The organism is Neorhizobium sp. BT27B, assembly GCF_050455485.1.
Lineage (GTDB): Bacteria > Pseudomonadota > Alphaproteobacteria > Rhizobiales > Rhizobiaceae > Neorhizobium.
Window position 1 is genome coordinate 194,279 of the sequence record NZ_JBCIYT010000006.1, and the last position, 22,215, is coordinate 216,493.

Annotated in this window: 20 protein-coding genes; 9 read left to right on the forward strand and 11 right to left on the reverse strand. The window is 59.3% G+C overall.

Annotation, left to right across the window (positions count from 1 at the left end; genetic code table 11):
- Positions 1 to 62: 62 nt before the first annotated feature.
- Positions 63 to 644, reverse strand: coding sequence for a J domain-containing protein (locus tag AAIH70_RS17655; protein WP_132276276.1), 582 nt, complete (start codon positions 642 to 644; stop codon positions 63 to 65).
- Between the two features lie 538 nt (positions 645 to 1,182).
- Here AAIH70_RS17655 and AAIH70_RS17660 point away from each other — a divergent pair.
- The 3 genes from AAIH70_RS17660 to AAIH70_RS17670 all read left to right on the forward strand — a co-directional run bounded on the left by AAIH70_RS17660 (position 1,183) and on the right by AAIH70_RS17670 (position 4,268).
- On the forward strand, positions 1,183 to 1,800 hold the full coding sequence (locus AAIH70_RS17660; protein WP_245519225.1) for a TetR/AcrR family transcriptional regulator: 618 nt from the start codon (positions 1,183 to 1,185) through the stop codon (positions 1,798 to 1,800).
- Between the two features lie 29 nt (positions 1,801 to 1,829).
- Positions 1,830 to 3,068 carry an MFS transporter gene (locus tag AAIH70_RS17665; RefSeq protein WP_132276280.1) on the forward strand — a complete coding sequence of 413 codons (1,239 nt, stop codon included), beginning with the start codon at positions 1,830 to 1,832 and terminating at the stop codon, positions 3,066 to 3,068.
- A gap of 132 nt (positions 3,069 to 3,200) precedes the next feature.
- Positions 3,201 to 4,268, forward strand: a complete 1,068-nt coding sequence (locus AAIH70_RS17670; protein WP_132276282.1) for an alpha/beta hydrolase family protein — start codon at positions 3,201 to 3,203, stop codon at positions 4,266 to 4,268.
- A 29-nt stretch (positions 4,269 to 4,297) separates the two neighbouring features.
- Here the strand turns inward: AAIH70_RS17670 and AAIH70_RS17675 are convergent, their stop codons facing one another.
- A complete protein-coding gene (locus tag AAIH70_RS17675; RefSeq protein ID WP_132276284.1) occupies positions 4,298 to 4,816 on the reverse strand; it encodes a GNAT family N-acetyltransferase in 519 nt (172 codons plus the stop codon).
- A gap of 27 nt (positions 4,817 to 4,843) precedes the next feature.
- On the reverse strand, positions 4,844 to 5,419 hold the full coding sequence (locus tag AAIH70_RS17680) for a helix-turn-helix domain-containing protein (RefSeq protein ID WP_132276286.1): 576 nt from the start codon (positions 5,417 to 5,419) through the stop codon (positions 4,844 to 4,846).
- Between the two features lie 248 nt (positions 5,420 to 5,667).
- On the opposite strand from AAIH70_RS17680, the gene AAIH70_RS17685 reads away from it, so the two are divergent.
- The gene (locus tag AAIH70_RS17685; RefSeq protein WP_132276288.1) at positions 5,668 to 6,939 is read left to right on the forward strand and encodes an MFS transporter; all 1,272 of its coding nucleotides are present in this window, start codon (positions 5,668 to 5,670) and stop codon (positions 6,937 to 6,939) included.
- Between the two features lie 82 nt (positions 6,940 to 7,021).
- On the forward strand, positions 7,022 to 8,845 hold the full coding sequence (gene lepA / locus AAIH70_RS17690) for a translation elongation factor 4 (protein ID WP_132276290.1): 1,824 nt from the start codon (positions 7,022 to 7,024) through the stop codon (positions 8,843 to 8,845).
- Positions 8,846 to 8,879: 34 nt separating this feature from the next.
- Here lepA and AAIH70_RS17695 read toward each other — a convergent pair whose 3' ends face one another.
- Both AAIH70_RS17695 and AAIH70_RS17700 read right to left on the reverse strand, forming a co-directional pair.
- Positions 8,880 to 9,773 (reverse strand): DMT family transporter, encoded by an 894-nt coding sequence (locus AAIH70_RS17695; protein WP_207908274.1) that lies wholly within the window; start codon positions 9,771 to 9,773, stop codon positions 8,880 to 8,882.
- An 87-nt stretch (positions 9,774 to 9,860) separates the two neighbouring features.
- Complete coding sequence (locus AAIH70_RS17700; RefSeq protein ID WP_132276292.1) at positions 9,861 to 10,886, reverse strand: lactonase family protein; 1,026 nt, start codon at positions 10,884 to 10,886, stop codon at positions 9,861 to 9,863.
- 171 nt (positions 10,887 to 11,057) lie between these two features.
- On the opposite strand from AAIH70_RS17700, the gene AAIH70_RS17705 reads away from it, so the two are divergent.
- Both AAIH70_RS17705 and AAIH70_RS17710 read left to right on the forward strand, forming a co-directional pair.
- Entirely contained in the window at positions 11,058 to 11,432 is a 375-nt protein-coding gene (locus AAIH70_RS17705) for a YegP family protein (RefSeq protein ID WP_132276294.1), read from the forward strand.
- Between the two features lie 201 nt (positions 11,433 to 11,633).
- The gene (locus tag AAIH70_RS17710; RefSeq protein ID WP_430035023.1) at positions 11,634 to 14,801 is read left to right on the forward strand and encodes a PAS domain S-box protein; all 3,168 of its coding nucleotides are present in this window, start codon (positions 11,634 to 11,636) and stop codon (positions 14,799 to 14,801) included.
- Between the two features lie 133 nt (positions 14,802 to 14,934).
- Here AAIH70_RS17710 and AAIH70_RS17715 read toward each other — a convergent pair whose 3' ends face one another.
- Complete coding sequence (locus tag AAIH70_RS17715; RefSeq protein WP_132276298.1) at positions 14,935 to 16,068, reverse strand: glycoside hydrolase family 25 protein; 1,134 nt, start codon at positions 16,066 to 16,068, stop codon at positions 14,935 to 14,937.
- Between the two features lie 279 nt (positions 16,069 to 16,347).
- Between AAIH70_RS17715 and AAIH70_RS17720 the strand changes: the two genes are divergently transcribed.
- Positions 16,348 to 17,637 carry a sugar MFS transporter gene (locus tag AAIH70_RS17720; RefSeq protein ID WP_245519226.1) on the forward strand — a complete coding sequence of 430 codons (1,290 nt, stop codon included), beginning with the start codon at positions 16,348 to 16,350 and terminating at the stop codon, positions 17,635 to 17,637.
- An 84-nt stretch (positions 17,638 to 17,721) separates the two neighbouring features.
- On the opposite strand, the gene AAIH70_RS17725 is transcribed toward AAIH70_RS17720, so the two are convergent.
- The 3 genes from AAIH70_RS17725 to AAIH70_RS17735 form a co-directional block, all read right to left on the reverse strand.
- The gene (locus AAIH70_RS17725) at positions 17,722 to 18,972 is read right to left on the reverse strand and encodes an aminopeptidase (protein WP_132276300.1); all 1,251 of its coding nucleotides are present in this window, start codon (positions 18,970 to 18,972) and stop codon (positions 17,722 to 17,724) included.
- Between the two features lie 66 nt (positions 18,973 to 19,038).
- A complete protein-coding gene (gene ybaK, locus AAIH70_RS17730; RefSeq protein WP_132276302.1) occupies positions 19,039 to 19,515 on the reverse strand; it encodes a Cys-tRNA(Pro) deacylase in 477 nt (158 codons plus the stop codon).
- Between the two features lie 14 nt (positions 19,516 to 19,529).
- Positions 19,530 to 19,883 carry an ArsC family reductase gene (locus tag AAIH70_RS17735; RefSeq protein ID WP_132276304.1) on the reverse strand — a complete coding sequence of 118 codons (354 nt, stop codon included), beginning with the start codon at positions 19,881 to 19,883 and terminating at the stop codon, positions 19,530 to 19,532.
- Positions 19,884 to 20,060: 177 nt separating this feature from the next.
- On the opposite strand from AAIH70_RS17735, the gene AAIH70_RS17740 reads away from it, so the two are divergent.
- Positions 20,061 to 20,231, forward strand: coding sequence for a hypothetical protein (locus AAIH70_RS17740; protein WP_165932058.1), 171 nt, complete (start codon positions 20,061 to 20,063; stop codon positions 20,229 to 20,231).
- Positions 20,232 to 20,433: 202 nt separating this feature from the next.
- On the opposite strand, the gene AAIH70_RS17745 is transcribed toward AAIH70_RS17740, so the two are convergent.
- Both AAIH70_RS17745 and AAIH70_RS17750 read right to left on the reverse strand, forming a co-directional pair.
- On the reverse strand, positions 20,434 to 21,024 hold the full coding sequence (locus AAIH70_RS17745) for a YqaA family protein (protein ID WP_132276306.1): 591 nt from the start codon (positions 21,022 to 21,024) through the stop codon (positions 20,434 to 20,436).
- Positions 21,025 to 21,175: 151 nt separating this feature from the next.
- Complete coding sequence (locus AAIH70_RS17750; protein ID WP_132276308.1) at positions 21,176 to 22,192, reverse strand: ABC transporter substrate-binding protein; 1,017 nt, start codon at positions 22,190 to 22,192, stop codon at positions 21,176 to 21,178.
- Between the last annotated feature and the right edge of the window lie 23 nt (positions 22,193 to 22,215).

Genomic DNA, 22,215 nt, shown 5'->3' on the forward strand with positions numbered 1-22,215 from the left:
CCGCCGTTGATGAAACGGCGGGCTTTGCTGTTTGATCGTAATTGAAGCCGGATCGCCAGCCGTTATTCGGCCGCGTTCTGAACGACCTCCACCATTTCGTAGGAATACCCCTCAAGCATCGTATAGGCGCGCTCGATCGCTTCGATCTGCGCTTCCGACTTGGTGATGGCTTCACCGATCGTATCGGTGCGGGCGCGGAACATGCGGCCGAGAATGTCGGCTTCCGGACGGCGGCCGATGCGGTCCAGGTGGTTGCGGATGCGGCCGCGGTGGCGTTCCATTTCGAGGATGTGAAAACGGGCGCTGACGATCTGGTCGGTCAGCTTGCGGCGCATGGCGGCAACCGGATCGAAACTGCCCGGCTCGCGGTCGTCGAGAATGAGTTCGTTCATCAGTGTTTCGAGAACGAGAACGCTCTCAAGGTCCTTGGTGTCGGCCAGGGCCGGATCGTAACCGGTGTCGTCGTAAACCTTGCGGCGGACCGGATCGATCAGCAATTCGTAGGAATTCGTCAATTTGCTGAATGTCTCCACATCGCCACCTGCATCCGGATGTGAGGTCTTGGCCTGTTTGCGGTAAGCGCCCTTGATCGCGGCGCCGTCGGCATCACGGGTAACTCCAAGAATGTCGTAAGGGTCGATCATTAATTCACATCTCTGGTCGCGACGTAATCAAAGTCCTAATATAAAGCTGTGGGTTGCCCCCTAGCGTAACCGCTCGCCTTTCCGTCAAGCAGGCAGGCTGGGCGATTCTGTGGCGCAGACCGCACAAAACATGGCTGTGGTAGCTAAAGAACGTTAAAAAAAGTCCAGCACGCTGGCGCGACTTCGGATTGATCTTCAAAATGATCGCAAATCGGCAGTTCAAAAGGTAGAAATACTAAATAGAACCTGTGCGAATGCAACCTTTTCGCGTGTATTGGGCAAAAGCACACGAGAACAAATGCGGCGCTATACCATCTGCTGCGGAAATTCGGACGGTTGCTGCCGGCATCGTTGTTAGCTGACGGCGTCCTGCCCTTCGATCCCTGTCCATGATCGCCTCCATTGTTTTGAGGCAGGTGGCATCAATCCAAGCCATGGCCGCGCGACGTGTTTTGAATTTTTTCGATAGAGCCGGTTGACCGTGACAGGCATCGGGCCTATTTGGGAATGATCATTTCCTAATATGGATTCTTCAATCATGGCTGTCTCAGATCCAGTTGCTGCGCCCCGCGCAGCAGGCCGCCCGCGGGAATTCGACATGAATGCCGCGCTCGATCAGGCGATCGTCGTGTTCACCGAACGCGGTTATCACGGCACATCGATTGGCGATCTCAGTCTTGCCATGGGCGTCACGGCCGGCAGCCTCTACAAGGCCTTCGCCGACAAGAAGGCGATCTTTCTCGCCGCCTTCGATCGTTACAAGCTGGTGAAAAACGGTTTGCGTGACGCAGCGATCGCACCGGGCAGAGACGGGCGCGAGCGCATCCGCCTGCTGTTGCATTTTTATGCGGATGGCTCCCATGGCGAGGCCGGTCGCCGCGGCTGCCTTGTCGTTGGCGCCGCAGTCGAACTCGCGCTGTTTGATGCCGAAGCCGATGCCCGTGTCGCCCGCTCGCAGGCGGGGTTCGAAACGCTGTTCGAACGACTGGTTCGTGAGGGCCAGGCGGACGGGTCCATCGGCACCCATATCGATCCGCAGGTCACCGCACATCTTCTTTACGCCGTCATCCAGGGCATGCGTGTCATCGGCAAGGGCGGGCAGGATTTCGCCCGCGCCACGGCAACCGCCGAAGCTGCCCTGAAAATTCTCGACTGACTTATACCTCCAGCCTCCCAGGAGTTTTTATGACCCTCCAAGCCGCCGAAGATACGGCATTTTCCGACACACCAGCCGAACCACGCGAAAAGCCCATTGGCATTTCTGCCGGCATGACTTTTCTGATGGCCGCAGCTGCCGGTCTCATCTGTGCCAACATCTATTATGCCCAGCCGCTCGCCGGGCCGATCGCCGCTTCCATCGGTCTGCCGGCCGAGGCAACCGGCCTCATCGTCACGCTCACCCAGATCGGTTATGGCCTAGGCCTTCTGTTCATCGTTCCGCTTGGCGATCTCGTCGAAAACCGTCGGCTGATCATCACCATGCTGGCCATCGTCACGCTGGCGCTGCTTGCTGCTGCCATTTCCTCCACACCGTCACCCTTCCTCGCCGCTTCGCTGATGATCGGCCTCGGTTCGGTCGCGGTGCAGATGATCGTGCCTTTTGCGGCAAGCCTTGCACCGGAGGAAAGCCGTGGCCGCGTCGTCGGCAATGTGGTCTCGGGCCTGATGCTCGGCATCATGCTGGCGCGGCCGGTCTCCAGTTTCATCGCCGAATTTTCCTCGTGGCATGCGGTGTTTTATGTCTCTGCCGCCGTCATGGTCGTGCTTGGCTTCGTGCTGGCGATAAAACTGCCGACCCGCCGGCCTGAAACCAGCCTCAACTATCTGTCGCTGCTCGGATCTATGGCCTCTCTGGTCATCACCCAGCCGGTGCTGCGCCGTCGCGCTGCCTACCAGTTCGGCCAGTTTGCCAGCTTCAGCCTGTTCTGGACGGTGACGCCGCTTCTGCTGGCCGGCCCGGCTTTTGGGCTCAGCCAGGCCGGTATCGCGCTGTTTGCGCTCGCCGGTGTCGCCGGTGCCATCGCCTCGCCGATTGCCGGCCGTCTGGCCGACCGTGATCTCAGCCGCCCGGCAACAGCCCTTGGTATTGTGGCACTGGTGGTTGGTTACCTCATCACGCACATTGCGCCCGAAGGCTCCATGCTGGCGCTCGGCCTGCTGACGCTTGCGGCCATCCTGATCGATTTCGGCGTCTCCACCACGCTGGTCATCAGCCAGCGCGCCATCTACGGCCTCAGTGCCAGCCTGCGCAGCCGCTTGAATGGCCTGTTCATGGCGGCCTTCTTCGTCGGCGGCGCGCTTGGTTCAGCCATCGGCGCCTGGGCCTATGCCACCGGCGGCTGGTCACTGGCATCGTCGATCGGTATTGCCCTGCCGATTGCAGCTTTCCTGTATTTCCTGACGGAAAAGCGCCGCGCTGCCTGATCTGGCAAATGATCCTGCTGGAGGCCAGATCGGCCTCCAGAAAATAAAAAAAGACCTCGATCACGTTCGAGGTCGAATGCCTGCCATTCGGCTCTCATGCTTGCCCTCGTTCTCCAACCGAATGAGGTCGCCATGAAACCGATAGCACTTCTTTTCTCTCTGTCGCTTATGAGTGTCGCCACAGGACTGCAGGCCGCCGAGCCCGTTGGCGTGCGGAAGATCAGCGTGGTTACGCAGGATTATCCGAGGCCGCTGGCGGTCACGGTCTGGTATCCGTCCAAGGGCGATGGACAGAAGGCCGAGCACGATTACGACCGGATTTTTGAACCCGGTTCCGCAGAAGACAATGCCACCATCCGTGACGGACGCTTTCCGCTGGTCCTGCTGTCCCACGGTTCCGGTTCCCGTGCGCAAGGCATGGGATGGATTGCCGTCAAGCTGGCAGAGGCGGGTTACATCGTTGCCGGTCCCAATCATCCCGGCACGACCAGCGGCGATTCCACCCCATCAGCAACGCCAAAAATCTGGGATCGGACCGGGGATATTTCCGTACTGATCTCGGCCCTTGCCACGGATCGTCGCTGGCAATCGTCCATCGACACAAGCCGTATCGGCATTCTCGGCTTTTCCCTTGGCGGTTCCACGGCCATGGAACTTGCCGGCGCCCGCGCTGATCTTGGAGCCTATCGGCGTTATTGCGAAAAGAGCCCGCAGATGATGGATTGCACATGGTTTGCCGGAGGGCGTGGTTATGCCGGCGGCGAAAGGGTCGATGTCGAGCCGCTTGATCTTGCAACCATCGACAAGGCCCGTTTCGAACAGCAGAACCGTGACCCGCGTATCACGTCTGTGATCTCGGTTGATCCGGGTCTCGCCACGACGTTTCAGAAGGGCAGCCTTGAAGCCATCGATGTGCCGGTCACCCTGATCAATCTCGGAGCACCGGGCAACGTGCCCCTGGCGGTTCTGTCCGATCAACTGGCAAAGGATATTCCGGGCGCGATCTACCAGCAGGTGAAAGGCGCGGATCACTTCAGCTTCCTGCCTGTCTGCAAGCAAGGTGCCGCGGATTTTCTGAAGTCAGTGGGCGAGCTGGATCCGATCTGCGAGGAAACCGCCCGACCCCGCGCCGAAATCCATGCAGAACTGAGCCGGCTCATTATCGACGCTTTCGAGCGTGACCTGAAGCCCGGCAACTGAAGACATGGCGGGAGGCGAAAACCTCCTGCTTATCCGATCCGCTTGTAAAACAGTGTCGTGCCGCAATATCCGCCCTGCGGCCACAGCGCATAATCGGGAATGACGCCAACCCGTTCCCAGCCGAAGCGGGGATAGATAGTCTCCGCCTCACTGCCGGTCGCCGTGTCCAGCACCAGCAGCGTGCGGCCGCGGCGGGCGGCTTCCTCTTCCACTGCTGCCATCAGTTTTCGCGACAGGCCAAGCCCGCGGGCCGAGCGGTGCACCAGCAGTTTCATCAGGTCACCGCGATGCGGCTGGTTCGGTTTCGAGGCCAGCCCCACCTGCACTGTTCCGACGATCCGCCCCTCATGTTCGGCAACCGCGAGAATGATTGCGCCTGCAGCCACCGCATCGGCGATCTCGTGCCAATAGGCCACGGCGTCATTGGGCGAAAACGGCAGCATGAACCCCACAGAAGCGCCGCCATTGATGCAGTCGGACAGGATTTCGCAAAGATCGGCAATGGCAGCGCGGGCGGCGTCGGCATCAAGTATGTGGATATCGGTCATCGAAAAACCTCGGATGGTGAAACGGATTTAACGGCCGCGATCGAGGATCACGGCATAACGGGCAGGCTTGTCGGATGGATTGTGGAATTCGAAAGCGTCGCCGATATCCATGAACAGGCAATCGCCCGGTTCCAGCCGGATCGTTTCCGCGGCAAATACCATGTCCAGCAGGCCGTCGAACAGCCAGACATGCTGCGTCATCACCCGGCTCTCTTCACGCGGCGGAAAGGCAACGCGTGCGCCGGCCGGAAACTCCACCTCGACGATATCCACGCGCGAGCCCGTGCCTGCCGGCGAAACCGAGCGGCGCAGATAACCCGTATGCGGATCGCGCCAGAGGCGCTGGCCGTCGCGTCGGGATAAAGGCGAGGGAGCAGCCTCGTCGCGGGCGAAAAAGGCGGATAGCGAAAGGCCCAATCCCTCGCACAGTCGGGCCAGAAGCGCTGCCGTCGGGCTGGCTTCTCCACGCTCGATGCGTGAGATCATCGCCCTGCTGACGCCTGATCGTGTCGCGAGTTCGTCGAGCGTCAGGCCTGCAGCACTGCGCAGCACCTTTGCGCGTTCGCCGACCTCTCCCTCAAATTGCTGATCGCGTGATTCCATGATCAGAGATTATTATTCGCAGATCGTGGAATCAAGCGACAAAATGCCCAGCGGAATGTTTCGAAATCAGCGCCTGCAATGCCGCTCTCCGGATAGCTTTCCGTCACAAGCCTGCGCTAATGTTTTCGCAATCGCGAAGCGCTTTCCAGAATGTCCGGTTCCCCAAAGGGGCGGATACAGACGAGTTCAATCGAGATTCTCCTGACGCACTGCCAATGCCTTCGCCTGCCTTGAGGATGACCCCAAGCATGACATCCACCGCAACACCGCACGTTACCGCCTCGCCCTTTTCCATCGCCAGCATCGTCATCTCTATGACGATAGCCGCGATCGGCAGCGGTATCATGGCCACCTATGTCCCCTTCGTGCTGACGCGGGAGGGCGCCACATGGGCGGCAAGGCTTGCGGTTCCGGCGCTTGCCTTCGGTGGCCTGCTCGGCTGCGTGCTGGCGGGGCCGCTGATCCGCCGGGTCGGCCATGCACGGCTGTTTGCCTGCTCGATGTCGATGGTCATCATTGGCGCCGTGCTGGTGGCGGCGGACCTGCCGCCCGTCTGGTGGATCCTTGCACGCGCCATTTATGGCGCCGCCTCCAACGTCAATTTCATCATCGCCCAGAGCTGGCTCAACCATGCGGCCTCCAATGAATGGCGCGGCCGGGCCATGTCATTTTTCTACATGTGCTTCATTCTCGGCCTCGGTTTTGGCGCATGGCTGTTTGGCCAGGTGCCGGCAGAGGGCAATCTGGCGCCGCTGATCGTCGTGTTCGTCACGGCACTCGCCATCATTCCGATCGGCCTCACGCGCCTGCCCAATCCGCCGGCGCCGGCCAGCGTCAGCGTCAACGTGAAGATGGCATGGCGCATTTCGCCGGTCGGTCTCATCGGTGTGCTGGCCTCGGGCGGCCTCTCCATGGTGGTTCAGGGGTTCACGCCGATCTATGCGACGCTCAACGGTGTCACACAGGGAGAGGTGGCGCTGCTTATGCTGGTCATGCAGACGGGACTTCTGTTCATCCAGTATCCGCTCGGCCTCGTCTCCGACCGCATCGACCGCCGCGTCATCCTGCTGTTTACCTGCGGCCTGATCGTCGTGTCCGGCGTTGCGGCACTGATGGTGTCCTTCTCCACCTTCATTCTGTTGATGATCGTATTCCTCGTCTTCGGCGGCGCGGTGGAAACCGTCTATTCGGTTGCCAATGCCCATGCCAACGATCGCGCCGATCCGGGTGATTTCGTGCCGCTCTCCTCCACGCTTCTGGTCGCATGGTCGACGGCCGCCACCATCGTGCCGCTCGGCATCACCTTTCTCGCCCCCGTTCTCGGCCAGCAGACGTTCATTTATGCCATCATTCTCGTGGCTTCCGCCTACGGGCTTTATGTCATATGGCGCCTCAAGGAACGTGACGCCGTCCCCATGGACGAGCGCGAAAACTTTGGCATGAAAACCGCGCAGATGCCGAATGCCTCGATCATCACCGATCCGGAAGGTGGCATTACCCCGGAAACCAAGCTGCCTTGACGCCGAAAGCGCGCCACATACTCAACGAAAGGTTATCATCCCCCCTTTGCGGCGGGGATTGTCACTGCTATATGCGCGAGCCATGAGCACCAATTCCCGCACGCCGCTTGACCATATCCGCAACTTCTCGATCGTGGCCCATATCGACCACGGCAAGTCGACGCTGGCCGACCGTCTGATCCAGACGACCGGCGGCCTTGCCGAACGAGACATGTCCGAGCAGGTCCTCGATTCAATGGATATCGAGCGCGAGCGCGGCATCACCATCAAGGCCCAGACCGTCCGCCTGCATTACAAGGCGAATAACGGCGAGACCTATGTGCTGAACCTCATCGACACGCCCGGCCACGTCGACTTCGCTTACGAAGTCTCGCGTTCGCTGTCGGCGTGTGAAGGTTCGCTGCTGGTCGTCGATGCCTCTCAGGGTGTCGAAGCCCAGACGCTCGCCAATGTCTATCAGGCGATCGACAACGACCACGAGATCGTCACTGTTCTGAATAAGATCGATCTGCCGGCGGCCGAACCCGACCGCATCAAGGAACAGATCGAGGAAGTCATCGGCATCGATGCTTCGCAGGCGGTGCTGATCTCGGCAAAAACCGGCCTCGGCATTCCGGATGTCCTCGAAGCCATCGTCCACCAGCTGCCGGCGCCCAAGAGCGAGGCCGGCGACAAGGGGCCGCTCAAAGCCCTGCTGGTCGATAGCTGGTACGATACCTATCTCGGCGTCATGGTTCTGGTGCGCATTCTCGATGGCGTGCTGACCAAGGGCCAGACCATCCGCATGATGGGCACGGACGCAAAATATCAGGTCGAACGCGTCGGTGTTCTCACGCCGAAGATGTTGGCCGTCGACAGCCTCGGTCCGGGCGAAATCGGTTTCTTCACCGGCTCGATCAAGGAAGTCGCCGATACCCGCGTCGGTGATACCATTACCGAAGACAAGAAGCCCACCGCGAAAGCGCTGCCGGGCTTCAAGCCGGCCCAGCCGGTGGTGTTCTGTGGTCTCTTCCCGGTCGATGCCGCGGATTTCGAAGACCTGCGCGCCGCCATGGGCAAGCTGCGTCTCAACGACGCCTCTTTCTCCTTCGAAATGGAAAGTTCCGCCGCTCTCGGATTCGGTTTCCGCTGCGGCTTCCTTGGCCTGCTGCATCTGGAAATCATCCAGGAGCGTCTGGAGCGCGAGTTCAACCTCGATCTGATCGCAACGGCGCCTTCGGTTGTCTATCAGCTGACCATGACCGACGGTTCGGAACGCGAGCTGCACAACCCGGCCGACATGCCGGATGTCGTGCGCATTTCCGAAATCCGCGAGCCTTGGATCAAGGCCACCATCCTGACGCCCGACGATTACCTCGGCGGCATTCTCAAGCTCTGCCAGGATCGTCGCGGCATCCAGACCGAACTTACATATGTCGGCAAGCGCGCCATGCTCACCTATGAGCTGCCGCTCAACGAAGTCGTGTTCGATTTCTACGACCGCCTGAAGTCGATCTCCAAGGGTTACGCCTCGTTCGATTACCATCTCGACGGTTATCGCGAAGGCAACCTCGTGAAAATGTCGATCATGGTCAATGGCGAGCCTGTTGATGCGCTGTCCATGCTGGTGCACCGCACGGCTGCCGAAAAGCGCGGTCGCGACATGTGCGAAAAGCTGAAGGACCTGATCCCGCGGCACATGTTCAAGATCCCGATCCAGGCAGCGATCGGTGGCAACGTCATTGCCCGCGAAACCATCTCGGCAATGCGCAAGGACGTGACGGCCAAGTGCTACGGTGGCGACGCCACCCGCAAGCGCAAGCTGCTGGACAAGCAGAAGGAAGGCAAGAAGCGCATGCGTCAGTTCGGCAAGGTGGACATTCCGCAGGAAGCATTCATCGCCGCCCTGAAGATGAGCGACGACTAAAACATTTGAGGCGGGCCATTTGAGCCCGCCTTTTTCATTGGCGAGCCCGTCTGCGCTCCGTCATCACCACCTGATAGTTCGACAGAACGATGATGGCGGCACCCAGCAGCACCCAGAGGTCGATCGCCTCCGCATAGGCGTAATAACCGACCAGCGCCGCCAGCGGCACGCGCAGAAAATCGACCGGCATCACCACCGAGGCTTCCAGCCGCTTCAGCGCCTGCGCCAGGCAATAATGCGCTGTCAGCCCGCCAATGCCCGACAGGAACATCCACGGCACGGAAACCATCTGCACCGGCTGCCAGTCGGTCAGCGATGCTACAAAACCAAGCGGCAGCTGGATCAGGATCATCCACACGACGATCGTGCCGGGCGAGCAATGCCGGGTCAGTTCCTTCACCACGATCAGCGCAATGGCAAAACCGGCGGCGGCGATCAGCACCAGCCCGGCTGCGGGATCGATCATCGCCGCACCCGGCCGCACGATCACCAGCACGCCGATAAAGCCACCGATGGTGGCAAGGATCCGCGGCGTGGTCAGCTTTTCCTTCAGAAAGATCCAGGCAAAAAATGCCACCCAGATCGGCATGGTGAATTCCAGCGCGAACACCGAGGCGAGCGGCAGGAAAACGATGCCGACCGTCCAGAGATATTGTGCGGTAAAATGCACGACATTGCGCAAGAAGTGCAGTTTCAGCATCTTCATCTGCCGCACTTCGGGAAACAGTTTTCGCGCCAGAAGAAGGATCACCAGAAGCCCGACCAGCGCGCGGAAAAACATCACCTGCTGGATCGACATCGTCGCTGCCATTTCGCGGGAGCCGACCGACATGCCGATGAAGGACGCCATGCTGCCGCCCATCCACATCAGCCCGCGGCCAAACTCCGCCCGTCCTCCCGCTGACGCGGTGAGACTATTGTCTGTCATGAAATTCTAAACCTCCAACCCGATGTGTCAGGTATGGGCCTTTTGGTCGGCTGAAGTCCACCGACATTATGTCGCTTCGTCCATGGTTCAGTCGAACGCGACGATCTCCACCCAGTTCGGCTGCCGGCCGGTGGCGTGCGAGGAAATTACCGTCAGCGAACCAGTGTTGGGATCGATCGCATGGATGGTCATCCGGTGCGAAAGCTCGCCGACGGCCACAAGGAAACGGCCTGTCGGATCGATGGTGAAACCGCGCGGCTGTTTCTCCGTCGCAAAACTTTCACCGGCACGCAGCTGGCCTGTCGCGGCGTCGAAATGCAGAAGTTTCAACGTGCTGGAGGTTCGCTCCGAGGCGTAGATGAAACGGCCATCTGGCGTGACATGAATATCGGCGCTGGCGCTTACCCCTTCAAATCCCTCCGGCAGAATGCCGGCCGCGGCCAGCTTCTGCCAGAAGCCGCTTGCAGCGTCATAGCCGAAGGAAAGGACTTCGGCGCTGTGCTCGGTGATGGCGAAGGTGAACCGACCATCCGGCGAAAAGACGAAATGCCGCGGCCCGGATTTTGGCGCAAATGCAATCCTTTCCGGATCAGCTGCCGCAAGGATGCCGGTCTCTGCGTCGAAGCGGAATGCCAGAACCTGATCGGAGCCGAGATTGCTGGCGAATACGAGCCTGTTGTCCGGGGAGGGGAGAATGGCATGCGCATTCAGGCCGGTCTCCACCACCTGTATCGGGTCACCCGCCACGCCATCGGCCCCGATCGGATTGACCGAAATGACACTGCCGCCATAGGAGGCGGAAAACAGGAAGCGGCCGCGTCTGTCGGTGGAAAGATAGGCCATGCTGTCGGCAAGCGCCGCCCGGCCGATCTGCCGCAAATGTCCGGTCTCGGCATCGATCGCGAAGGTGAGCACGGTAAAAGGTGCGGCTCGAATGCCGGCATAGAGCAATTTCCGGTCGGGACTGATGGTGAGCGGCGTTGCATTGCCGATAGCCGTAATGCCGTCGAAGGGCACCGTCTGGATCGGCTCGACCTGACCGTTGTCATCGAGGCGAAAGACGCTGATATCGTTGCTTTCGGCATTGCCGACATAGATGAAATTTCGCTTCACTTGAGCCTCCTCCAGGTCATTTCTGAAACGCAAATGTTTCCTGCCTTTCGGCATAAAGCATCGCCGCGATGCTTCACTTGACTTAACCCCGCCTTCATTACAACTTGCTGGAACATGGCGATGATTGCCATGTAAAGCTGGGTTGATGCCAGTTCTATGGGGAGTTGCCGCATGCACAGGTTCAAGATCGTCAAGGCTGCCAACGAGCAGTTCCGCGTCCAGTTCGTCTATAATGCAGAAGTCATGGTCTGGTCGGAAAACTATGCGTCCAAGGCCAGTGCCAAGAACTGCATCGAATCGATCAAGAAGAACGCACCGGGCGCCGCGACCGTCGATCTCACCAAGGAAGAGACCGGCACCGGTTATCGTTTCGAGATCGTTGAGAGCAAGAATGGCGAACATTTCGTACGCTTCAAGGCCGCCAATGGCGAGGCCATGGTTCGCTCGGAACTCTATGCGTCCAAGGCCAGCGCGAAGTATTGCATCGAATCGGTGAAGAAGAACGCGCCGGGCGCGGAAACGGTGGACGAAACCGTCTCGGCCTGAGCCGCCGATCATTGCCAATTTTGCTGACGGATTGTCATTGGCCGCCTGCAACCAGCGGGCGGCTTATGTGTGATGTGTTCGCTTTTCAGAATATAAAAATCTGATAAAAAGTTATAAATGCAATAAATTCAAATGTTTACGCTACCTTAGAGGGTGAGCGGTAAGTTGGCTGTAGTTTCAACAGCTCTGTGTATGCCGCCCATGCCGCAGCCCGTCGCCGATTATCTGAACCTTTCAACAGAGGTTCGCGCCCTCAATCAGATCTTCGCCACGGTGAAGTATGATGCCAATGGTAAGATAACCGCTGCCAACCCGCATTTCCTGCGTATGCTGGGCTATGATCTCACCGAGCTTCTGGGCAATAGTGACACGCTTTTTCTGTCGAAGGCCGTCGAACGTAGTCGTCAGATAGACCTCTGGGAAAGTCTTCGCCGCGGCGAGCAGCGTGAATTGACTTCGCTTTGGATTGCAAAGCTTGGGACCGAGCTTTGGCTGCAGTCGCGTTATGTGCCGATTCAGGGCGAAGACGGTGCCGTCGGCGAAATCCTGCAGATCGTCACCGACGTCACCCAGCAGAAGGCGCGTGAAGCAGATGAGCGCGGTCAGATCGCCGCCATCAACGCCGCACAGGCAGTCGTTCATTTTTCGCTCGATGGTTTCGTCCTCGACGCCAACAGCCAGTTCCTCGAGGCGACGGGGTATGCGCTGTACGAGATCGTCGGCTGCCACCATTCGATTTTCGTGCACGACCCTGACAATGTCGAATATCGCGAGTTCTGGCGTTCGCTCGGCCGCGGCGACCACCGGGCCGGCGAATTCCGTCGCCGACGCAGGGATGGCGAGGACGTCTGGCTTCAGGCACTTTACAGCCCGATATTCGATCCGGCAGGACGGCCGATGAAAGTGGTCAAATACGCCACCGACATTACCCGCCAGAAACTGCGTCAGGCCGATTACGAGTGGCAGATCAACGCCATCCACAAATCGAACAGCGTCATAACCTTCGATATGCATGGCACCATTCTTGATGCCAACGAACAGTTTCTGGAAGCCGTCGGTTATGCGCTGGAGGAAATCCAGGGCCGGCACCACAAGATGTTCGTGGAGCGCTCGCATGCCCACGGCACCGAATATGCCACCTTCTGGAACGACCTGCGCAAGGGGCGTCACCGTTCGGGCCTGTTCAAGCGTTTCGCCAAGGATGGCGCGGAAATCTGGCTGCAGGCCACCTATAACCCGATTTTCGATGCCAATGGCAAAGCCGTCAAGGTCGTCAAATACGCTTCTGTCGTGACCGATGAGCGCCTGGTCCAGGCCGAGCATGAAGGCCAGATCGCAGCCATTCACAACGCCCAGTGTGTCGTTTCCTTCGAACTCGACGGCACCATTATCGAGGCCAACGAAAATTTCCTGGGCGCCACCGGCTACAAGTTTGCGGATGTGCGCGGCCGCCATCATCGCATGTTCGTCGAGCCGGATGAGGCCGAGAGCGAGGAATATCGGAATTTCTGGGCTGATCTCGCCAAGGGCAATTTCCGCGCCGGCGAATACAAGCGCATCGGCAAGAACGGCCACGAGATCTGGCTGCAAGCCACCTACAATCCGATCAAGGACCTGAATGGCCACCCGTTCAAGGTGGTCAAATATGCGACCGACGTTACCGAAGCAAAACTGCGCCAGGCCGATTATCAGGGCCAGATCGAGGCGATCCACAAATCCCAGGGCGTTGCGGTGTTCGATCTCGATGGCACGGTCATCGATCTCAACCCGAATTTCCTGCACATGCTCGGTTATGAGCTTGATGAGATAAGAGGTCGCCACCATTCGGTTCTGATCGCACGCGATGAAGCCGCCAGCGCCGACTATGTGGGCTTCTGGGACACGCTGCGCTCCGGCAGTTACCATTCCGGCATGTACAAGCGTGTCGGCAAGGATGGCCGCGAGATCTGGATCCAGGCCAGCTACAATCCCATTTTCGATCTCAATGGTCGGCCGACCAAGGTCATCAAATATGCGACCGATGTCAGTTCCAATGTCGAGCTGGCAGCCGCCTTCGATGATGCCCGCCGTCAGGCCCAGCACGATTCCGCGACATCCTTGCCTAACCGCGTAAAACTGTCCTCCTTCATGGAGAACTGCCTTGCGGGTCCGGCCGGCAGCATGGTCGTTTTCTATCTCGATCTCGACCGCTTCAAGCCGATCAACGATACCTACGGCCATCATGTCGGGGACCGTGTATTGGGAGAGGTTGCCGACCGCATGCGCCGCGCTCTGCGCGACGATCAGATCGCCGCACGTGTCGGCGGCGACGAGTTCGTTATCGCGGCACCCGGCATGCCGACAGAAGCGATCGAACGTTTCTGCACGCATATTCACGACATCGTCACGGCACCGATCCGCCATGAAGGCGTCGAACTGTCGGTCGGTGTCTCGATCGGTGTGACGATGTCGCCTGCCGATGGCACGACACCGGACGAACTGTTGCGGGCGGCCGATGCCGCGCTCTACAAGTCCAAGGAAAATGGGCGCGGCCAGTACAGTTTCTTCTCGACCGACATGAACTGCAAGGTCGCCGTTCAGCGGCAGATGACCGAGGGCATGCGCAACAGCCTTGCGGCTGGTGAATTCTATCTGGAATATCAGCCACGGTTCGATGCGCGCCGCCGCCATATCCGCAGTGCAGAGGCACTGGTGCGCTGGGCGCATCCGGAACGCGGCCGCATCAACCCCGCCGAATTCATTCCGCTGGCCGAACAGAACGGATTGATCGTGCCGCTTGGCGACTGGATCATGCGCACAGCCTGCCAAACGGCAATGAACTGGTGCGGTATCGGCGTTTCCGTCAACGTCTCGCCGGTGCAGTTCCGGGATGCCGATTTCGTTCAGAAGGTCCGCGATTGCCTGGCGGAAACCGGTCTCGAGCCAGCGCTGCTGGAGCTGGAGATCACCGAAGGTGTGCTTCTCGAAGATGCAGAGCGTGCTATCGCTCTCCTCAAGGAGCTGAAACAGGTTGGCGTAACGCTTGCCATGGACGATTTCGGAACCGGCTATTCATCGCTCAGCTATCTGCGCAACTACCCGTTCGACGTCATCAAGATCGATCGCAGCTTCATTTCCGACCTGGATCGCAAGGAAAGCGCCCGCCCGATCGTGCAGGCTATCCTTGGTCTTGGCCGCGCGCTTGGCATTTCCGTCACCGCGGAAGGTGTCGAAACCAACGAACAATTGGCAATCCTGACGGCGGACCAATGTACGGAAGTGCAGGGTTTTCTGCTGGCGCGTCCGCTGAGGGCAGAGCAGGTGGCCGAACTTCTGCAGGAAATGCCGGAGTTGGCCCTCCGCAACCAGCCAACAAGGCTGGCAGGCTAACGATCCATCGAACAGCGGTTTGGCACGGTTCGTGTCGGATCGGCCGAAACCGCATGAAGACAAAAAGAAAGAGGCGCCTTGCTGTATCGCAGGCGCCTCGTTTGCATTTGATGTTGTCGATTTTCAGAAGGGACTAACGGCTGGCCATGGTGCCCGAACCCCGCTGCCGGTTCAGCCAGTTGTGCCATTGCCCCTCATTGCCGTTGAAGACGTTGAGGTCGATCTTGCCGGTGACGCCATGCGACAGGCCCGAGCCGGAATACTGCCAGAACGCCCATTTGCGGTCGGGATAAACGACGGATGGATGCTGGGCGACGGCGCGCAGCCAGAACGGATAGTTCTGGAATTCTCCGCGCAGATTGTCCTTGTAGAAGTCAGGCGCGGTATAGATCACCGGACGCTGGCCATAATGACGTTCGAGCTTGTCCATGAAGACCTGCATCTTTTCGATGACGCGGGCTTTTGAAAGCCGCATCTTGCAGGCGGATTCGCCGTTATATTCGACATCGATCACCGGCGGCAGCGCATCCGGCTCGCGCGGAACGTTGCGGATGAACCAGTCGGCCTGCTCGCCGGCGGTGCGGCACCAGTAGAAGAAATGATAGGCGCCACGGCGTATGCCGGCTTCCTTGGCGCGTCGCCAGTTGGTCCGGAACATCGGGTCCAGATGGTCGCCGCCGTCGGTCGCCTTGATATAGGCGAAGTTGGCGCCCTGGCTTCGCAGTTTCGGCCAGTCGATCTCACCCTGCCAGCGCGAAACGTCGACGCCGTGAACGGCATAATGGCGTGGCTGTACCCGGCCGAAATTGATCGGCTTGGCATCACGGAACTGGCGGCTGTAGATGCGTGAGCGGGCAGTGGCGCTCATCGTGCCGGATGATAGCGCGGCGGTTTCCATCATGCCCGACGGCCGCTGCACAGGAAGCGGGGTGGATGGCATGCCGACCATGGTCGCGGAAGCCGGAAGAGGGGGCGTGCGGGATGCGGTCATCGCGTCCATCGGCGCGGCAGACATCGATGCATGGTCGCTCGGTGTCGGGCCTGCCCAAGACAGAACTTCCTGATGCTGCTGCGAATTCGCCGGCGCTGCGGCCATGGACGGGCCGCCGACACTGGCGGCCGGAACAGGCGCCGGTGTCTGCTGGACGGAACTCGTCACCTCACGCGAAGGACGAGAGGGTACCAGCGCGTCCGGTGTCATGCTCGAAGAGCACCCACTCAAGAGCAGGGTGGTGATGAAAAATGCCGGCTTGATTGCTTTATGCATCGGTGTCCGTACGCATTACCTGTCCGGTGATTTACGACCAGCCGGAACCATTGGAGACAGTGCTAACGGAAGATTACCGAAAAAGACTGAATGCAATCTTTACGAATGGCCGGTTCGGTTGTTCAAAATTTAGGTGCATTGCAACCGAAATTGACGGAGATCGCTTTCAAAACTGTGCAGGTGCAGCATATAGGAATCCTATAGAGACATTTTGTCTCGCAGCGCAGCACGCAACACGGTGTTTCTGGCTGCCTGAATGTGTTTGAAAGGTTTTGCCAAGTGGCTGGTTATACAGGTAACGGCGCTGATCTCGGGGGAGCCCGCTCCCCCGGCGTTTCGAGCACCGAAAACTACGGTTTCGCTCTCGTCGCTTTGACGTCCCTGTTCTTCATGTGGGGTTTCATCACCTGCCTGAACGACATTCTCATCCCGCATCTGAAAAGCGTCTTCTCGCTGAACTACACGCAGTCGATGCTGATTCAGCTGTGCTTCTTCGGCGCATATTTCATCGTTTCGCTGCCGGCCGGCGCGCTGGTCAAGCGCATCAGCTATAAATGGGGCATCGTCGTCGGTCTGGTCATCGCCGCCATCGGCTGCGCGCTGTTCATCCCGGCCGCCAGCTACCGCGTCTATGGGCTTTTCCTCGGTACGCTGTTCGTGCTTGCTGCGGGCGTCACCGTTCTGCAGGTTGCTGCCAACCCTTACGTCACGGTTCTCGGCAAGCCTGAAACGGCCGCCAGCCGCCTGACATTGACACAGGCCTTCAACTCGCTCGGCACCACGCTTGCCCCGCTGTTCGGCGCAGTGCTGATCCTGTCGGCAGCAACCGCCGGCATGGAGAATGCCACGCCGGAGCAGATCGAGGCCCTGCGTGTCACCGAGGCCAATGCCGTCCAGTTTCCCTACATGATCCTGGCTGCCGCCTTCCTCATTCTGGCTGCGATCTTTGCAGCCCTGAAGCTGCCGCAAGTTCAGGAAGACGAAACGGTAGAAGCCGGTGCCCATGTCGAAGGTTCGGCTTGGGGTTATCGCCATCTCGTTCTCGGTGCCGTCGGTCTGTTCGTGTATGTCGGCGCCGAAGTCTCGATCGGCAGCTTCCTCGTGAACTTCCTCGCCGAGCCGACGATTGGAAACATCCCGGAAACCGAAGCCGCTCACTACGTTGCCTATTTCTGGGGCGGCGCCATGATCGGTCGTTTCATCGGTGCGTTCGCGATGCGCTACATCGACGACGGCAAGGCTCTGGCTTTCAATGCTGCCGCGGTCATCGTCCTGCTGGCCGTGACTATCGTGTCGACCGGTTCGGTTGCCATGTGGGCGGTTTTGGCCATCGGCCTGTTCAACTCGATCATGTTCCCGACGATCTTCTCCTTGGCGCTGCACGGTCTTGGCCGTCACACCAGCCAGGGTTCGGGCATCCTGTGCCTCGCTATCGTCGGCGGTGCCATCCTGCCGCTCGTGCAGGGCGCGCTTGCCGATACGATCGGCATCCAGCTGGCCTTCGTCATGCCGATCATCTGCTACGTCTACATCGCCTATTATGGCCTCAAGGGCCACAAGCCGGCCTGATCGGTACTGCCTGATGGAATGAAATCAAAAGGGCCGGTCTGCGCAAACAGACCGGCCCTTTTTCCGTTCAGCACTGCTATGAGGTCAGGCCCATTCGCCCTTGCGCATGACCGGTGTGGTCGAACCATCGGCGCGGACACCGTCGATATCCACCTTGTCCGAACCGATCATCCAGTCGATATGGATCAGGCTGGAATTGCCACCCTTGGCCGCGATCTGCTCCTGGCTGAGCGATGCGCCGTCAAGGAAACATTTCGAATAGCACTGGCCGAGGGCGATGTGGCAGGAGGCGTTTTCGTCGAACAGCGTGTTGTAGAACAGGATGCCGCTCGCCGAAATCGGTGAGGAATGCGGCACCAGTGCCACCTCGCCAAGACGGCGCGCACCCTCGTCGGTGTCCAGCACCTTATTGAGCACTTCCTCGCCCTTGGTGGCCTTTGCCTCGACGATGCGGCCGCCCTCGAACTTCACCTGAATGCCGTCGATCAGCGTGCCCTGATGCGACAGCGGCTTGGTGCTCGACACGTAGCCTTCCACCTTCAGCGCATGCGGGGTGGTGAACACTTCTTCGGTCGGGATGTTCGGATTGCAGGTGATGCCGTTCTTGGCGGTGGATTCGCCACCATGCCATTCATGATCGTCGGCCAGCCCGATGGTCACATCCGTTCCCGGGCCGGTGAAGCGCAGAGCGGCAAAACGCTCGCCGTTCAGCCAGTTCGAGCGCTTGCGCAGGTTTCCATTATGTTCGACCCAGGCTGCGACCGGATCATCGAGATCGACGCGCGAGGCGGCAAAGATCGCGTCGGCAAGCTTTTTGATGGCGTCCTGTTCGCCAAGCTCAGGAAACACCTGTTTTGCCCAGGCGGGGTTGGGATAGGAGATGATGTTCCAGTTGATGTCGAAATTGGAGATCTTTTCGAGCGCTGGTTTGTAGGCCATCGAATTGGCCTTGTTGGCGCGTGCCACCTTGGATGCGTCCTGACCCGCCAGCAGCATCGGATTGTCGCCGGCAATCGCCAGGCGCGCGGCATTGCCGGCAAAAGCCTTGGCCATGCCTTCGTACAGCCAGCCGGAAGCCTTGTCGAAACTGGCATCCTGTGCATGGCGATAGCGCGACAGCGTGGTGTCCTCGTCGGAGTAGAAAGTGGTGACGAGGCCGGCACCGGCCATATAGGCGTGGCGGGTGATCAGCCGCACCAGAGGAATGGCGGCAAGCGGAGCCGTCATCACCAGATCCTGGCCGGCTTCAAGCCTCAAGCCCACCTTGATCGCCACTTCGGCGAGCTTTTCCAGTTTTTTGGGATCGATCGTGACGATATCGGAATGGATGTTCATGGAGATGCCTGCCCGTTTTCAAAAACAATGCGACAGACATAGTCCTCTCGATCGGGAATTTGAAGCTCAGTCGGCCACAAGCGGCGCGGCAATCGCCTCCAGCACCCGTTGCGCTTGCTTCGGATCCAGCCGCACCTGCAAACCGCGCTGGCCACCGTTCATATAGACGCGGGCCTCGTCCATGGAGATGATCTCAATGGCTGTCGGCACCTGTTTTTTCTGGCCGAACGGGCTGATGCCGCCGACATGATAGCCCGTCAGGCGCTCGGCATCGGCCGGTTTCATCATATGGGCCGACTTGCCGCCAAAAGCCGCCGCCAGCTTCTTCATCGACACTTCTCGGTCGGATGGCACGATCACGCAGACCGGCTTGCCATCCAGTTCGGCCATCAGCGTTTTCAGCACCCGATGCGGTTCCTCGCCGATTGCCTCAGCCGCCTGCAGGCCGATGCGTTCGGCATTCGGATCGTAGTCATAGGTGGCAGTCTCGAAGCTGACACCGGCTTTGGTCAGCATCTGAGTGGCGCGCGTGGTCTTCGACATGACCCATGCCTTCCTTATTTGTCGCCGAACGCCTCGGCATAGATTTCCGGCTTGAAGCCGACCAGCAGCGTGCCGTCCTTTTCCAGAACCGGGCGCTTGATCATCGACGGCTGGTCGAGCATCAGGCCGATCGCCTTTTCACGTGTCATGTCCGCCTTGGCATCATCCGGCAACTTCCTGAACGTGGTACCGGCACGGTTCAGCACCGTTTCCCACCCTGCCTTGTCCGTCCAGGTTTCAAGATGAGCCAGATCAATGCCGGACGCCTTGTAGTCATGGAAAGTGTAATCGATGCCATGGTCATCCAGCCAGGTGCGCGCCTTTTTCATCGTGTCGCAGTTCTTGATGCCGAAAATCGTGACGCTCATCTGATGTGGCTCCATGACGTTAATGAAAAATTCCGCCGTTGGACATGCCTCCAAATGCGGCATGGGACAAGCGGAAATACAGGCAGGCAGCGTTGTTTTGCATGGCTCCCATCTGACCTTGTGCATTGAATGCAAAGCGGCTCAGGAGCATATTCTAATCAACAAAAGGAGATGCACATGTCCACGAACCTCAAGAACATGCGCGGTGGTTTTATTGGCCGTGCGATCGCTGTTTTCGGTGCTGCAAGCGCCGCTTCCGCCGCAGTTGAAGGTGGCCGCAAGCCGCAGGCCCGTGACCTCGTCACGCTCGGTATCGACCCGAAGGCTTTTGACCGCGTACAGCTCTAATCGAGCTTTGATGATCTGACTGCCCCGGATCGAACAGGGGCAGTCCGGGGCTACAGCCATGCCGGATGTGCGGTGCTGGCCCAGACAAGTCGTCCCGAGACGACACAAAATTCTCTTCATCGCAGCGACTGGCCGCGCTCTTATCTCTTCGATATGAGTGGCGGCATAACTGTGTCTGAAAATGTTTCCGCGGGCCGAAAGGTCAGTGCGTCAGAAACTTGTAGGCGACATAACCGACCAGCAGAACGGCGGCGCCTGCAGCGGTGATCAGGCCAAGACGGTGTTCGATGAAATGGCGTATGCCTTCGCCGTAACGCCGCAGCAACCATGCCAGCAGGTAGAACCGCGCACCGCGGGCAACGATCGCCGACGCAGTGAACAGCCAGATATTCACATGCGCTGCCCCCGCCAGAATGGTGACCACCTTGATCGGCGGCAGATGCGCCAGGCCCGATGTGACCAGAAACAGAAGCACCATTTCGAAGGAAATGCCGGAGCGCAGTTCCTCGAACGTATCCATCTTGCCATAGAAGCGCAGGATCGGTTCGGCAATTGCGTCGAAGGCGTAATAACCGATCCACCATCCTGCAATGCCACCCAGAACAGAGGCAACGGTTGCGATCAGGGCGTAACGCCATGCGCGCTGTGGCCGTGCGAGTGTCATCGGCAGGAAAAGAACGTCAGCAGGCACCAGGAAGATGGAGCTTTCAACGAAGGCGATGATGGCGAGCCATGTGGACGCTGCCTTGCGGGCGCTGAGCGCCATCGTCCAGTCGTAGAGTCTGCGAAGCATGCAACTGTTCCCGATCTGTCGTACACCGACGTCTATCGACGCGGGATAAGCTTGTAAACTTGCTGCAGTGCAAAAGTGGCCATTCTCTGACCGTATGTCAGCGAATGCCTGAGGGGTGGCAGGCATTCGCAGAGGCTCGACGGAGGTTGTTTTAACCGCCGAGAGCCTCATTGGTGTAATAGCGCGCCAGATCCGGCTTCGTCGCAAGCACCTTGCCATCGCCGTCCTTGAGGATTTTCGCGTCGAACAGATAGGTGCCGATCGCCTCCATCTTGGCCGGTTCCATCTTTCCGATCACGCCGCTTGTCGTGCGCAGGTAATGCCCCTCGATCAGAGCCTGAAGAGAGGCGCGGATCAGCGCGCGGTTTGTCAGCGCATCCTTGTTGGCTGAGATCAGCAGGTCGGTTGCCTCGTCCGGGTTTTCGACGGCAAAGGCATAGCCTTTTTGCGTTGCCTGCAGAAAAGCCTTGGCCAAATCCGGCTTGGCGTCGAGAAATTTTCGGCTGGAGCCGAGTAGAGCCGTATGTTCATCCGGCACGCCGTAATCGGCATATCGGAAAGCCTTCTGCTTCAAACCTTCCAGCTCGGCCTGCACGCCTTCCCAGGTATAGACTTCCAGCGTGAAATCCACCGAGCCATTGGCCAGCGCCTGATAGGCGGATGTGCCAAGCGTCACCGTCTCGAATTCGCCCTTGCCGCCATCATGGCGGATCATTGCGCTCAGTAGCGCGTTTTCCCAGGCACTCCCAAAGCCGCCATAGGTCTTGCCGTCGAGATCTTTTGGGCTCTTGATGTCGTCACGATCGGCCTTGAAGACCACGCGGCCGGTCTCGTGCTGCACTATGGCGTAAGTGCCGATCAGGTCCGCACCGGCCGAATGCTGGGTAAACAGGCCGATGGAACCGATCACACCGAAATCGGCGACATGATTGGCCACCAGCGTTCCGGCCGATGTGTCGGTATAGGGCAGGATTTCGACATCGAGGCCTGCGTCTCGATAAAAACCTTTGTCGCGGGCGACGAACAGGCCGATATGGTTGGTATTCGGCGTCCAGTCGAGCGCCACCTTGACGGTCTGATTGTCTGCTCGAGCGGGCAAGCCCAGCATCGGCGTGAGGGCAAGACCGGCAGCCGAGGCGAGGGCGGTGCGGCGGGTGAGCATGATCATGGTGTTCAATCCTCCTGAAACGC

Coding starts and splice junctions, on each gene's coding strand:
- AAIH70_RS17750 (WP_132276308.1), bottom strand. CDS start 22,192: ATGATCATGCTCACCCGCCGCACCGCCCTCGCCTCGGCTGCCGGTCTT.
- AAIH70_RS17670 (WP_132276282.1), top strand. CDS start 3,201: ATGAAACCGATAGCACTTCTTTTCTCTCTGTCGCTTATGAGTGTCGCC.
- AAIH70_RS17745 (WP_132276306.1), bottom strand. CDS start 21,024: ATGCTTCGCAGACTCTACGACTGGACGATGGCGCTCAGCGCCCGCAAG.
- lepA (WP_132276290.1), top strand. CDS start 7,022: ATGAGCACCAATTCCCGCACGCCGCTTGACCATATCCGCAACTTCTCG.
- AAIH70_RS17665 (WP_132276280.1), top strand. CDS start 1,830: ATGACCCTCCAAGCCGCCGAAGATACGGCATTTTCCGACACACCAGCC.
- AAIH70_RS17705 (WP_132276294.1), top strand. CDS start 11,058: ATGCACAGGTTCAAGATCGTCAAGGCTGCCAACGAGCAGTTCCGCGTC.
- AAIH70_RS17660 (WP_245519225.1), top strand. CDS start 1,183: ATGGCTGTCTCAGATCCAGTTGCTGCGCCCCGCGCAGCAGGCCGCCCG.
- AAIH70_RS17675 (WP_132276284.1), bottom strand. CDS start 4,816: ATGACCGATATCCACATACTTGATGCCGACGCCGCCCGCGCTGCCATT.
- AAIH70_RS17655 (WP_132276276.1), bottom strand. CDS start 644: ATGATCGACCCTTACGACATTCTTGGAGTTACCCGTGATGCCGACGGC.
- AAIH70_RS17680 (WP_132276286.1), bottom strand. CDS start 5,419: ATGGAATCACGCGATCAGCAATTTGAGGGAGAGGTCGGCGAACGCGCA.
- ybaK (WP_132276302.1), bottom strand. CDS start 19,515: ATGTCGAAGACCACGCGCGCCACTCAGATGCTGACCAAAGCCGGTGTC.
- AAIH70_RS17740 (WP_165932058.1), top strand. CDS start 20,061: ATGTCCACGAACCTCAAGAACATGCGCGGTGGTTTTATTGGCCGTGCG.
- AAIH70_RS17710 (WP_430035023.1), top strand. CDS start 11,634: ATGCCGCAGCCCGTCGCCGATTATCTGAACCTTTCAACAGAGGTTCGC.
- AAIH70_RS17695 (WP_207908274.1), bottom strand. CDS start 9,773: ATGACAGACAATAGTCTCACCGCGTCAGCGGGAGGACGGGCGGAGTTT.
- AAIH70_RS17685 (WP_132276288.1), top strand. CDS start 5,668: ATGACATCCACCGCAACACCGCACGTTACCGCCTCGCCCTTTTCCATC.
- AAIH70_RS17715 (WP_132276298.1), bottom strand. CDS start 16,068: ATGCATAAAGCAATCAAGCCGGCATTTTTCATCACCACCCTGCTCTTG.
- AAIH70_RS17725 (WP_132276300.1), bottom strand. CDS start 18,972: ATGAACATCCATTCCGATATCGTCACGATCGATCCCAAAAAACTGGAA.
- AAIH70_RS17735 (WP_132276304.1), bottom strand. CDS start 19,883: ATGAGCGTCACGATTTTCGGCATCAAGAACTGCGACACGATGAAAAAG.